10 protein-coding genes are annotated in these 13,191 nt (G+C 45.3%); 9 read left to right on the top strand and 1 reads right to left on the bottom strand.

Going from position 1 to position 13,191, the window contains the following annotated elements; all coding sequences use genetic code 11:
- The 8 genes from FWJ59_RS04645 to FWJ59_RS04610 form a co-directional block, all read left to right on the top strand.
- Window positions 1-426: efflux RND transporter periplasmic adaptor subunit (locus tag FWJ59_RS04645; RefSeq protein ID WP_414480816.1), on the top strand; the 426-nt coding region annotated here is incomplete at its 5' end.
- 144 nt (window positions 427-570) lie between these two features.
- Window positions 571-3,639, top strand: a complete 3,069-nt coding sequence (locus FWJ59_RS04640; RefSeq protein WP_414480815.1) for an efflux RND transporter permease subunit — start codon at window positions 571-573, stop codon at window positions 3,637-3,639.
- A gap of 103 nt (window positions 3,640-3,742) precedes the next feature.
- Window positions 3,743-4,246: a hypothetical protein gene (locus FWJ59_RS04635; RefSeq protein WP_414480814.1), complete on the top strand. Its 504-nt coding sequence runs from the start codon at window positions 3,743-3,745 to the stop codon at window positions 4,244-4,246.
- Window positions 4,247-4,275: 29 nt separating this feature from the next.
- Window positions 4,276-5,214: an AEC family transporter gene (locus tag FWJ59_RS04630; RefSeq protein ID WP_414480813.1), complete on the top strand. Its 939-nt coding sequence runs from the start codon at window positions 4,276-4,278 to the stop codon at window positions 5,212-5,214.
- A 116-nt stretch (window positions 5,215-5,330) separates the two neighbouring features.
- Window positions 5,331-6,557: a Gfo/Idh/MocA family protein gene (locus FWJ59_RS04625; protein ID WP_414480812.1), complete on the top strand. Its 1,227-nt coding sequence runs from the start codon at window positions 5,331-5,333 to the stop codon at window positions 6,555-6,557.
- Window positions 6,554-7,543, top strand: a complete 990-nt coding sequence (locus FWJ59_RS04620) for a Gfo/Idh/MocA family protein (RefSeq protein ID WP_414480811.1) — start codon at window positions 6,554-6,556, stop codon at window positions 7,541-7,543. The genes FWJ59_RS04625 and FWJ59_RS04620 overlap by 4 nt, the downstream gene beginning before the upstream one ends.
- A gap of 213 nt (window positions 7,544-7,756) precedes the next feature.
- Complete coding sequence (locus FWJ59_RS04615; RefSeq protein WP_414480810.1) at window positions 7,757-8,503, top strand: acyltransferase; 747 nt, start codon at window positions 7,757-7,759, stop codon at window positions 8,501-8,503.
- A gap of 192 nt (window positions 8,504-8,695) precedes the next feature.
- A complete protein-coding gene (locus FWJ59_RS04610) occupies window positions 8,696-9,622 on the top strand; it encodes an AEC family transporter (RefSeq protein ID WP_414480809.1) in 927 nt (308 codons plus the stop codon).
- A gap of 4 nt (window positions 9,623-9,626) precedes the next feature.
- On the opposite strand, the gene FWJ59_RS04605 is transcribed toward FWJ59_RS04610, so the two are convergent.
- Window positions 9,627-10,454: an AraC family transcriptional regulator gene (locus tag FWJ59_RS04605; RefSeq protein WP_414480808.1), complete on the bottom strand. Its 828-nt coding sequence runs from the start codon at window positions 10,452-10,454 to the stop codon at window positions 9,627-9,629.
- Between the two features lie 268 nt (window positions 10,455-10,722).
- Between FWJ59_RS04605 and FWJ59_RS04600 the strand changes: the two genes are divergently transcribed.
- Entirely contained in the window at window positions 10,723-12,783 is a 2,061-nt protein-coding gene (locus FWJ59_RS04600; protein ID WP_414480817.1) for a beta-galactosidase, read from the top strand.
- The last annotated feature ends 408 nt before the right edge of the window (window positions 12,784-13,191 follow it).

Below are 13,191 nucleotides of genomic sequence, written 5' to 3'. Positions count from 1 at the left end.
GTTCAGCCGGGGCAAAAGGTTGACGTGTATGTTGATGCGGCGGGTTCTCAGCCGGTGGAAGGCGTAGTTGAGTGGGTGAGCCCTTCTACCGATCCCAGGAGCCAGGCCTATGGGGTGAGGGTAAAGATCGATAATTCGTCTGGAAAGTTGCGTCCCGGCATGTTTGCACGGGCTGTCCTGGTGCTTGACAAAAAGGAGAATGCTGTTGTAGTGCCCAAAAGGGCGATTGTACGGCAAGGGGATAAGGCTTATGTGTTTGTCGTTAAGGGTGGCTCGGTGGAGAGAAGAGAGGTACAACTTGGCATGGATGGTGGTGAGAGGATAGAGGTCATTTCGGGGTTGAAGAGCGGTGAGCAGGTTGTTGTAAAGGGCCAGGCCTATCTCAAAGAAGGCCAGGAGATTAATGTAGTTAAGCAGGAGAGTTGAAGGATGCTATAAGTCAGCAAAGTAAGCAGAAGCGCAGTGGAATCATCATTTATGCAGGGCAAATATATTACAGGTGCAAAATGTGGCTTCCGCAATGGATGCAATCGGAGATAAATAGTTAAAAATTCAGGAGGATGGCACGTTATGAATATCGCAGGATTGAGCATTCGCAGACCTGTGACCACCGTTATGGTAGTGCTGATCGTGTTCATTTTAGGCTTTGTTTCGCTGTCAAGGCTTAATGTGGACCTATTGCCCAGCATAAATCTGCCCGTCATGGTGGTGTCGGTGCAGTATAGCGGTGCAGGTCCTGAAGAAGTTGAGAACATAGTAACACGCAATATAGAGAGCGTTTTGGCAACAGTCAGCAATCTTGAATCCATGCGTTCCATCTCTTCCGAGGGTAGTTTGCTGGTTATACTCCAATTTACGCAGGGGACCGACATGGACGTAGCTGCGTTGGAGGTACGCGAAAAGCTGGACATGATAAGGGGCGTGTTGCCGGACGGAGTGTCTGATCCCATAGTGCTCAAGCTTGATCCAAACATGTTGCCCATAATGAGTTTTGCTGTATCTCAGGAGGGCAAGACCGATCAAGAACTACAGGTATGGGTGGAGGATGTGCTGAAGCCGCGCATTGAACGCATTGAAGGCGTTGCATCGGTTTCAATTTTAGGAGCAAAGCAAACAGAGGTGAAGGTTATAGTTGATCCCGAGAAGCTGATGAGCTATGGCCTATCCATGGATCTCGTCGTGAGCGCTTTAAGGGCGGGCAATTTGAATTTGCCCGGCGGAGTTGTGCAGGATGGGCAGTATGACCTGCTGGTTAGGGTTTCAGGGCAGTTTACAAATCTTGATGAATTGCTGAATGTTCCTGTAATGAGCTCCACTGGTACTACATATCTTTTGAGAGACCTGGCGCGGGTTGAAAAGGGCGTAAAAGATGACCGACAGTATTCCAGGGTCAATCAACATGACAGCTTGTCCATATCGATTTACAAGGAGAGCACTGCGAATACCGTCCGGGTGGCTGAAAAGGTAAATCGTGAATTGGAGAGCATAAGGAAGTCCTATCCCGATATATCGGTTATGACCATAGTGGATCAGTCGAAATTCATCAAGAGTTCCATTTCGGCCGTAACCAGCAATGCTTATATAGGCGCTGTACTGGCCATTGCTATATTACTTATCTTTTTGAAAAACATTACACCTACACTGATTATTGCGGTATCCATCCCTTTTTCGGTAATATCCACTTTTGTTTTAATGTATTTCAGCGGCATTACCTTAAACATAATATCGCTGGGTGGATTGGCCCTGGGCGTGGGCATGATGGTGGATAATTCGATAGTGACCCTTGAGAACATATATCGGATGAGGGAGCAGGGCTTAAATCCCATTGATGCCGCTGAAAAGGGTACCAACGAAATAACGATGGCTATAGTGGCTTCTACCTTGACGACGGTATGCGTCTTTTTGCCCATCGTCTTTACCCAGGGTATGACGGCCGAGATATTCAGGGAGCTGTCCATCACCGTTACTTTTTCCTTGCTGGCATCCCTGGGGGTGGCCCTTACCTTTGTGCCCATGTTGGCATCCAAGTTGGTGACCCGCCAGGGCTTTAGCAAGAAAAACGTTACCGTGGAGCGTGTGACGGAGAAATACAGGCGCATGCTGGAATGGTCCCTGGAGCACAGGAAAACGATTGTGCTTATTACTGCTGTGGTTTTCGGCATGAGCATCGTATTGCTACCTCTGGTAGGAGTGGAATACTTCCCGACGGTGGATCAGGGCCAGATAGAGATTGAGGTCAGCTTGCCCAAAGGAAGCAGCTTTAGTGAAACCCTGGAGGCCGTCCAGAAGGTTGAGAAAATAGTAAGCGAAATCCCGGAGGTTGAGATGGTGTGGGCCAGTATAGGAGGACAACAGCTGGGCATGATAATGGGCGGCTCTGCCAGGGACCAGGGTAGTATTACAGCTGTACTAAAACCCCTTGGGCAAAGGAACAGGACCACACAACAGGTGGGCGAGGAAATAAGGCAAAAGGTCAAGGAAATAGCAGGGTGCCAGATACAGGTAAACGCTAGCGGCGGATTTGCCGGATTGGGGTTGGGCATAATGGGGGCGTCTATATCCATCAGCATAAAAGGCCAGGACCTGAGTGTGCTTAAAAAAATAGCCGATGATGTTGTGGAGATAGTATCAAATGTGCCCGGTACCCGTGAAGTGCGTTCAAGCTTCGAGGAAGGCCGGCCTGAGCTCCGCATAGTTATAGACAGGCAAAGGGCTTCGCAGTATGGGCTCAATGTCGCTATGATTTCATCGGCCGTTCAAAGCCAGCTGCAGGGAGTGGTAGCTACTAGATATAAGGAAGAGGGCACCGAGATCGATGTGCGCGTTCAGCTACCGGACGATGGGCTTTTTAAGGCACAGCATGTGGAGAATCTAATGGTAACTTCGCCTTTAGGGGTATCAGTTCCCTTAAAGAGCGTGGCCAGGTTTGAGTATGCTCAGGGGCCGGTAAGGATTGAAAGGCATGACCAGTCTCGCGTGGTAACTGTAAGTGGCAGTTATGAAGGCAGAAGCTTTGGCGATGTTATGAAGGACATTCAGGAACGTCTGGATGATTATCCGCTTCCCGAAGGGTATTTTATAGAGTATGGGGGCGAACAGGAACAGCTATTGCAGGCATTTAGCGATCTAAGGCTGGTATTGGTGCTAGGAGTGGTTCTGGTATACATGATAATGGCCTCACAATTTGAGTCGCTAATCCATCCGTTTACCGTTATGTTCACCGTGCCGCTGGCTTTCACAGGGGGACTGATGGGTTTGCTGATAGCTGGAAAGCCGTTGAGCGTACCGGCCTTTCTTGGGTTCATCATGCTGGTGGGGATTGTGGTCAACAACGGTATCGTGTTAGTGGACTATATAAACCGCCTTCGTGAGAATAGCGTCAATCTTAAGCCGGCAATAGTGCAGGCCGGGGTTACCAGATTGAGGCCGGTGCTCATGACCAGCCTGACCACCATACTTGGACTTTTGCCGCTTGCGCTGGGATTGGGTGAAAGTTCGGAGCTCCAGGTACCTCTTGCAGTTACTGTTATGAGCGGGTTGACGTTTTCTACCTTTCTGACCCTGGTGGTGATACCCGTTATATATTCGCTTATTGACGACTTCGGCAAGTGGATCAGTAGAAAATTGAAGGCGTTATAGCGTTTAAGGGGGGGTGATGGAAGCTAAGTTCAAATTTACAAACCCCCTTTTTTATGTTATTATGATGAGGTGAGAGCGTGTACTTTATGCAGGAGGCGGGTGTTTGTTTTTGAATATAATGCTCAGGTTTATACAATATATTGCCAAACGGGTTGTCGCCTTGCTCATATTAATATTATTGGCCATATTGGTTACTTTTACTGCGTATGATTGTGCTAATATATATATTGTGGTCACTGAGGGGCTTACGCAGAGAGTGGACGCGATTATGAACAATCATGAAAACGTTTCATTGAAAAAGTTCTTTTCGTCCACTTTCTTGAATTCGGATCCTTTATTAAACAACAATGTATATGCTGACTTTATTATACAAGATTACAAACTTCAGCTTTCCATCAAAAAATTATGGGTATGGCCATGGGAAGATTCCACCAGAGTTGTTGTGGAAGAGGTAGTGTCAGATATTACAGCAACGCCTATTGAGAAAGATCAAGAGGTCAAGACTCCTCCTCCTTGGCAAAACGGCGAGAAGATAATATTGCTCGAAAGAAAAGCCGGTTTGTGGAAAATCAATGGGATTATATTTAAGAAGCCCATAGCAGAATAATTATTACAGGGAAAGGACTAGGAATCGAGATGTTGGATGCAATACAAGGAGTTCTCAGCATATTATCCATGATTTTATTGGGGTATATACTCAGCCGTCGCGGATGGTTTGATGAGCAAATTTCAGGCCTGTTTTCAAAGTTGGTAATAAAAATATCTTTGCCCGCCCTAATTGTGTCAAACTTGCTCAATACCTTTGACAGAACGATGCTGCTTGAGGCCGGGGCAGGAGTGCTGGTACCTGTAGTATGTATGCTATTGTTATATGGAGTAGGATTGTTGCTGACACGGCTGCTGGATATACCTCCACACAAACGAGGAATTTTTGTATCCATGTTTGCTTTTTCAAATACCATATTTATTGGATTGCCGGTTAATATAGCGCTGTTTGGGGAAGAAAGTACCATATTTGCATTGCTGTATTACATTGCTAATACAGCCCTGTTTTGGACTATTGGGGTTAATGGTATGCAGAAACGTGATGACGTGTGTGAAGGAAGGCAGCCGGTATATGTCAGGTTTAAGAAGGTAATGTCCCCTCCGCTGGTGAGCTTTTTATTTTCTCTATCGTTGATCTTGCTGGATATCCACCTTCCTCGATTTGTCATGGATGCATGTAAATATATAGGCAATCTTACTACGCCTCTATCAATGCTTTATATAGGCATCGTAATAAATTCGGTGGCCATAGAAAAAGCGAGATTTAATAAAGATATGTTGGCCATATTGGTGGGAAGATTTTTACTGGCTCCTCTGCTTATATTGATGTTTGTATATTATTTGCCTTTGCCTGTGCTTATGAAAAAGGTTTTTGTCATACAAGCTGCCATGCCAACCATGACGCAGATAGCTATTGTGTCTCAAGCCTATAAGGCTGATTACAAGTATGCTGCTACCATGGTGACTGTTACTACCATGGCTAGCCTGGTTTTTATTCCTTTATATATGGTTGTATTAAGCGGGCTTTAAGTTTTGGCAGGAATTTAATTCAATTTTTATGTTGAGTTTCTGCAATCGTTTGCGAAGCCCGTATATATTACACCCATCTATATTACATTAAAATGATTTCTGAGGAGGTAATATCAATGTACAAAGATGATCGGGTTTCTATTTTGCTTGTAGGTATAGGCGGATACGGCAATATATATGTGGATGCCCTGCTGAATAACCTGGAACGGGAAGATTTCAAGATAGTAGGAGCTGTCGATCCAAAGCCAGAGGGATGCCGAAATTTATCAAGAATACAGGATTTAGGAGTACCAATTTTTTCTTCCATGGAGGAGTTTTATAAAAGCTTTAAAGCTGATCTGGCTATTATATCCAGTCCTATTCATTTTCATTGTATCCAGACCTGTTTTGCTTTATCCCAGGGCAGCCACGTTCTGTGTGAAAAGCCGGTGAGCGCCACCATTCAAGAAGCCCATCAGATGATAAAGGCCAGGGATGATGCACGCAAAATCGTTGCTATCGGTTACCAGTGGTCTTATAGCAATGCTATTCGTACCCTTAAGAGGGATATCCAGTCGGGTTTATTTGGCAAACCAAAAAGGTTCAAGACAATGGTGCTGTGGCCCAGAAATCATGATTATTACAGCAGGAACTCCTGGGCCGGAAAGCTGAGGGATGACCAGGGCAGGTGGGTATTGGACAGCGTTGCAAACAACGCAACGGCTCATCATTTGCACAATATGTTCTACGTACTTGGCAAAAAGGAAGACGAGAGCGCCAGGCCAGCAAGCCTTATTGCCGAGCTCTACCGTGCTAATAACATTGAAAATTTTGATACCGCTGCGGTGAGGGTATTCACCGAAGAGGGTGTTGAGCTGTTGTTTTACGCTACTCATGCCGTTAACGAGACGGTACAACCCACTTTTTGCTTTGAGTTTGAAAAGGCAAAGGTAGTATATGGGCTTTTGGAAGATGAGAGCGGCGAGATTGTAGCCCTGTTCAATGACGGCACCCGAAAGGTTTACGGGGATCCCGAGAAGGAAAAGATAAAGAAGCTGTGGCTTACCATAGATGCAGTTAAGGGCTTGCAGCCTGTGGTGTGCGGCATTGAGGCGGCCACTTCTCAGACCATATGTATCAACGGCATGCAGGAGTCTGTGCCGCGGATTGGGCAATTCCCAGAAAAGCTGCTCAAGTATGATGAAAGCACGAAGATGACCTGGGTGGAAGGGCTTAACGATGTCTTAAAGCAGTGCTATAGAGAATGGAAGCTGCCGCATGAAATCGGCGTGGAATGGGCCAAGGCTGGAAAGGCGGTAGACTTAAGAGGTTATAGGTATTTTAAAGGAGATGATATACTGTGAAAGTTGCTATTATAGGTTCAAGCGGGCATTATAGATATGCCATCGAGGGGATAAGGGAGGAAAAAGACGTCGTAATTATGGGTATAGCTCCCGGCTCGGAGGGTGAAGATATAAGCCCTGCTTATCGAGCTGCCTGCAGGATAGGGCATGAACCCAAGGTATATGAAGATTATAGGCGTATGCTTGATGAGGTAAAGCCCGACATTGCAGTGATCAATTGCTTCTTCGGGCATCATGCTAAGGTTACAATGCAGGTGCTTGAGAGGGGAATACATGCCTTTGTGGAAAAACCGGTAGCCACCACCTTCGAGGATCTGGAACAGCTTAAGGAGGCCTATTCTCGTTCAGGTGTACACCTTGCGGCCATGTTTGGCATCAGGTATTCAGCCCATTTCATTACGGCATGGAATCTGGTCAGGGACGGCGTGGTAGGGGAAATACGCCTCATGAATGCCCAAAAATCATATAAGTTGGGGCAGAGAAGCGAGTTTTACAAATCCCGCTCGACCTATGGAGGCACTATTCCATGGGTAGGCAGCCACGCCATCGACTGGATTTACTGGTTTAGCGGTCAAGAATTTAAATCAGTCTTTGCTTCTCATTCTACCAGGTATAACCGCCAGCATGGAGAGCTTGAGGTATCGGCGTTGTGCCACTTTACGCTTTCCAATGAGGTATTCGGCTCTGTGAGCATAGACTACCTGCGCCCCAAGCAGGCGCCAACCCATGACGATGACCGTTTGAGGGTTGTGGGTACCCGGGGCGTCCTTGAGGTGAGAAACGGCAAGGTGTACCTGATAAACGATGATATAGAGGGCATCAGGGAGGTTCCACTGCTGCCTCAGCAAAATATATTCGCTGATTTCTTGAGGCAAATAAGGGGAGAAGGTCAGTGCCTGGTTACAGCCCATGATTCATTTTACGTAACCGAAGCATGCTTAAAAGCCAGGCAGTCTGCAGATGAGGGGGAGGTAATATATTTCTGAGGCCAATATCTGTTAAGCTATGTAATTGAATTAATTATGCTTGTACAAAAGTTAAAATCATGTTAAAATAGAGTAGCCGGGCGGGCGTATTGCAATGGATATACACAACTTACAAGCCCAGATTAGGTTTACATGAGGAGTTTATCATTTAGCGGAGCCCATATACCCAGTCCATATGGCAACCCGTACATAGGATAGAAAGGGTGAAGAACGATGTACAACGGCAAAGTAGAAACTGCTGTCCCAAATAGATACGGTCCATGGTTGGGGTTCCGCTTGTTCAATCAACCCAGGATAAGGAAGGCTATAAGGATTATTTTGAATAATCCCAAGCTCATTATCAATGCTATTTATAGCTTTTTTGTGGGGCTTAGGCTCTTTGGAATGAGGTTTTATAGATTTCCCCTTATAGTGGACTTGGGAAGCAAGATCAGGAAATCCCGCAAGGCCAAGCTGCAGATTGATGGACGGCTGTATCTGGGCGGAAGATATATTGGAGAGCAAAGCGGTGCAGGAGCCTATTTGAAACTGCCCAAAGGGGCAACCTGCCACATAAACGGTAGAGTAAAGCTAGGACCTGGGGTGCGGGTAATCTTGGAGCCCGGTGCTAGCTTGACGATAGGGGATAACACCTATATAACCGCGTCGTCGATTATACACTGTGCAAACAGCATCAGCATTGGAAAGGATTGCGCCATTGCGTGGGGGACCACCATATTGGATACTGATTTCCATACCATCATCTATGAGGACGGAAAGCAAAATTGCATTAGCAAACCCATAAAGATAGGGGATAAGGTATGGATAGGGTGCAATTGTACCATTTTGAAGGGAGTAACCATAGGTGATAACTGCGTAATTGCAGCTAATTCTCTTGTTAACAAGGATGTTCCTCCAAACTCTCTGGTAGCAGGCAATCCTGCCAGGGTAATAAAGACGGGGATTACCTGGTCAGTATAGTTTATACAGAATCATAGGAGTATTTTTATGGGAGTGATGGGCGGGTCACTCCATTTTTTTGATTTGCGAGAGGTGCTATGCTGTTGTTGGACATAATCTCCTTTCGCAAACCTGGCTATGAAATTAAAGCATCCTTTGTAAAATGATGTTCTATTCAATATTGTTATGTTGAATGGGGGAAGGGGTTAAATAGTGCTGCTGCATATATGGCTGTATAACATTGCTCCCGTATTTTTTTTGATAGGCCTGGGATATATGCTTGGCAAAAAATTTAATTTGGAGATTCATTCCCTAAGTAAGCTTAGCGTATATGTGTTTATTCCTGCTACCATGATCGTAAACCTGTATAAGGCTCCCATTAATCCCGACCTATTAATGCCGGTGACCTTTACTGTAGTGTTTGTCATATTGCTGTCTCTGATAAGTTCTGTGGTGGCTAGGCTAAATAGTTACCACGATACCAGGAAAAATGCTTTTAAAAACGCGGTGATGTTTTACAATTCGGGAAATTTGGGATTGCCTCTGATATCTCTGGCTTTTGCTAATACCCCTATGCTGCAGTACGCGGTATCCAATCAGATTATGATTATAATAAGTCAGAATTTGCTAAACTATACTCTGGGGTTTTATAATGCGGCAAGGGGAAAAATGGATTTCAGGTCGGCAGTAAAGGCCATTTTAAAAATGCCTATAGTTTATACCATATTGGTGGTCCTATTGTTAAAGTTTATCCCTTATGATATGGAAAATTTTTTTCTGTGGCCGGCTGTTAAATACTCAAGCGATGCCCTAGTAGCTGTAAATCTGTTAATACTGGGGATTCAACTGTCCCGGGTTAACTTCAATTTTAAAGATTTTGATGTTTATTGGGCAGCATTTTTACGCCTCTGCGTGGCACCTTTATTGGCCTACTTATTGATAGTTTTTTTGAGGATTGACGGGGTAATGGCAAAGACGCTGTTCATATCTGCAGCTCTTCCCACTGCCGTAAATACGGTATTAATTGCGGTAGAATTTGAAAATGAACATGAGTTTGCCGTTCAGACAGTAGTTATGACCACTTTGTTTTGCCTTTTTACCCTCCCTTTGGTCATATTCTTCGCTCAAAGAGCCTTCTGATGTATCAGATAGCGCCGTGGATCTTTTTGAATTCTACCGGCGTGACCCCCTCGTATTTTTTAAATACGGCACAGAAATAGCTAACATCGCTATATCCCACTTTTTGTGAAGCTTCTTTCACGGTGGCGCCAGGAACTTGTATCAAGTATTCCTTGGCTTTTTGTATTCTAAGCCTGGTCAGATATTGGAAGGGTGTCATGTGAAAGGCGCGCCTAAAGAGGCGGCATAGGTGATATGGGGTGACCTTTATTATGGCAGCCATATCGTTTAAGGATAAGCTCAAAAAGTAGTTTTGTTCCATATAGTTGATGACGGGTTGGAGCTGTTTGTATGGCGATAGAGCGTTTGATAACAGATCGGGCTGGACACATGCCCTGAGCTTTATGAGGAACTGGTAAAGCAGCGAAGAACATTCCACCAATTTAAGTGGGCTTTCAGAGCATATCGAGAGATATATCTCATTCAGCAGTCCTTCGAGGGTTTGTAGGGACGATATGTGAAAGATGTTCCATTTGCCTATGTTTAACAGGTCAAACAAGGGATCAAGGGCCGGGCCATCGAATGTAAGCCAGTAGGTGGTCCAGGGCTGGGTGACAGCGAAGTACTCATGGGGTACATTGGGACAAAGGAAAAAACCCATTTCTTCGGAGATTCTGTATACATTACCTTCGATGATCAATTGGCCATTCCCTTTTACGCAGTGAAGCCATTGATAGAATGGTAGGCCCGATGGCCTTATGATGTGTTCTTGGTTTTGCTGTATTCCTATGCCTTTGACATAAAAGGGAAGCTTGTCTTCTTCTCCTGTAACCATTGGAAAAACGGTCTTCATAGAACGTTATCCCCCTTTTGAAGTCAATATAGCCATATATATGTCAATATATTTGGATTGAAATGAGTATTTTATCATTATACAATATCAATATAGCTACATTACATTATATTATTATAGTGATTTGGCTGCAATTCGCAAGAGCGGTTGGAGCTTACCTAATGGATATTTTAACGTTGAAGATATTGGACATCATTTTTGAGCAATTCTGATGGTAAAACAAAGTGCGGTAAAAGAAAATTTCTGGAGGTGCATAGGTATGAAACCCATGAAGTATCCCCCTATAAACCCGAAATTTCCGCACTTTTTACATGGCGGCGATTATAATCCCGATCAATGGAAACATATGCCCGAAATATGGGATGAAGACATGCGCCTGATGAAGCTGGCCCACTGTAATGTCATGTCGGTGGGCATATTCTCGTGGGCCAGCCTGGAGCCTGAAGAAGGTAAGTTCGAGTTTGGATGGTTGGATACCATTATGGACAAGCTGGCTGAGAACGGAGTCTATGCTATTTTAGCTACCCCCAGTGGGGCAAGGCCGGCATGGCTGGCTCAAAAATATCCTGAGGTGCTCCGCGTTTTGCCAAATCGCCAGAGGATCCTGTTTGGTGCGCGGCATAACCACTGCTATACCTCCCCTGTGTATCGTGAAAAGACGCGCCTCATAAATCAAAAGCTAGCAGAGCGCTATAAGGATCACCCTGCCCTTCTGGCATGGCATGTGTCCAATGAGTATGGCGGAGAATGTCACTGTGAGCTATGCCAACAAGCTTTCAGGGAATGGTTGAAGAAGAAGTATGACAACGATTTGGATAAGCTCAACCGTGCATGGTGGACGAGTTTCTGGAGCCATACATACACTGATTGGGATCAAATACAGTCTCCTGCGCCTCATGGAGAAGGGTCTATCCATGGGCTCAATTTGGATTGGAAGAGGTTTGTGACCCATCAGACTGTAGAATTTATGAAAAACGAGATTGCCCCGCTGCGCGAAATTACGCCGAATGTTCCCGTTACCACTAATTTTATGGGGACATACCCTGGTCTAAATTACTGGAAGTTTGCTCCTGAGCTGGATGTGATTTCGTGGGATAACTACCCGAGATGGCACGGCGAGGAGCCAGATTGGGAACTGGCGTATAAAGTGGCTTTTGTGCACGATATAAACCGCTCTCTAAAGGGTGGAAAGCCCTTTATGCTCATGGAAAGCACGCCCAGCATGACCAATTGGATGAAAGTGGCCAAGCTAAAGCGGCCGGGCATGCATCTCTTATCCTCCATCCAGGCGGTAGCCCATGGTTCGGATACGGTGCAATACTTCCAGTGGCGTAAGAGCAGGGGATGTGTGGAAAAATTCCACGGTGCTGTTGTTGATCACTGCGGCCATGAGAATACTCGAGTATTTAGAGATGTGGCGGAAGTTGGCAAGGTATTGGAGAAGTTAGATCCTATTATAGGTACGACGGTGAGGCCCGAGGTTGCTATAATCTATGACTGGGAAAACCGCTGGGCAATAGATGATATGAAGGGCCTCATACAGGATAAGAAGGACTATTTGCTAACCTGTCAGTCCCATTACAGGCCGTTCTGGGAAAACGGCGTTCCCGTGGACGTTATAGATATGGACTGTGATTTTTCGGGTTATAAGCTGCTCATCGCTCCCATGCTGTATATGGTGCGTCCGGGAGTAGCCGAGAGGATAGAGAAGTTTGTGGAAGAAGGAGGTACATTTGTCACCACATACTGGAGCGGCATTGTGGATGAGAATGACCTTTGCTTCCTTGGAGGATTCCCCGGGCCGTTGAGAAAGGTGACTGGCATATGGTCTGAGGAGATAGATTCGCTGTATGACCACGATGTAAATCATGTGGTTATGAAGGATGGAAATCCGCTGGGGCTCAAAGGCGAATATGAGGCTAGGGAACTGTGCGACTTGATACATGCCGAGACTGCTGAGGTGCTGGCTACTTACAAGGATGACTTCTATGCCGGCAGGCCTGCCCTCACGGTGAATTCCTTTGGCAAGGGGAAAGCCTACTATATTGCATTTAGAAATAACGGGGATTTCCTTACGGATTTTTATCGAGCTCTTGTTGCTGAGCTCAAGTTGAAGAAGGCGGTGGATACCGAACTGCCACAGGGCGTAACGGCACAGATGCGTACTGACGGAGAAAGGGTTTTTGTCTTCATACTTAACTTTGTGCCCGAGGAGAGACAAGTGGATCTCAGGGAGATGCGGTTCAAGGATATGATAACGGGGGAAGATGTAACGGGCTGTATTGTGCTTCCGCCGTATGGGGTAAAGATTTTGGAGAGGTTAAAATAGGGATGGTTTGAAAAAGGGACGGCGCTATCAGACCATCCCTTTTTTATATTGCCCCATATTGTTTTTTGATGATATCGTTATCGAGGGGTATAACCCAAAGCCGTATCCACAGATACTGGAAGGACGATTAGCTGACGCTATTAATTTGTATTTGTATAAGAAAAATACATTTTAGATAAGAAATGGGATTACATAGAATAATCATTTTTTGGCCAGATTCAAGAAAATGATTGTTGTATGTTATGTAGGTTTGGAAAAGCCAATGTGTAGGCTTTCATTATTTGAACATACGGGGAAAAAAGATATACTTTTTAACTGATCATCTGCGGTATAATGCAGTTGTGGAATAGCAAAAATATGGAAGGGCTCAATATTATATCGGTGCTGGCACATCTGTTGTCACAAAAA

This window comes from Caldicoprobacter sp. (genome assembly GCF_047459465.1).
Lineage (GTDB): Bacteria > Bacillota > Clostridia > Caldicoprobacterales > Caldicoprobacteraceae > Caldicoprobacter.
This window is presented reverse-complemented; position numbering and strand designations above follow the sequence as displayed.

Coding starts and splice junctions, on each gene's coding strand:
- FWJ59_RS04600 (WP_414480817.1), top strand. CDS start 10,723: ATGAAGTATCCCCCTATAAACCCGAAATTTCCGCACTTTTTACATGGC.
- FWJ59_RS04615 (WP_414480810.1), top strand. CDS start 7,757: ATGTACAACGGCAAAGTAGAAACTGCTGTCCCAAATAGATACGGTCCA.
- FWJ59_RS04640 (WP_414480815.1), top strand. CDS start 571: ATGAATATCGCAGGATTGAGCATTCGCAGACCTGTGACCACCGTTATG.
- FWJ59_RS04630 (WP_414480813.1), top strand. CDS start 4,276: ATGTTGGATGCAATACAAGGAGTTCTCAGCATATTATCCATGATTTTA.
- FWJ59_RS04605 (WP_414480808.1), bottom strand. CDS start 10,454: ATGAAGACCGTTTTTCCAATGGTTACAGGAGAAGAAGACAAGCTTCCC.
- FWJ59_RS04625 (WP_414480812.1), top strand. CDS start 5,331: ATGTACAAAGATGATCGGGTTTCTATTTTGCTTGTAGGTATAGGCGGA.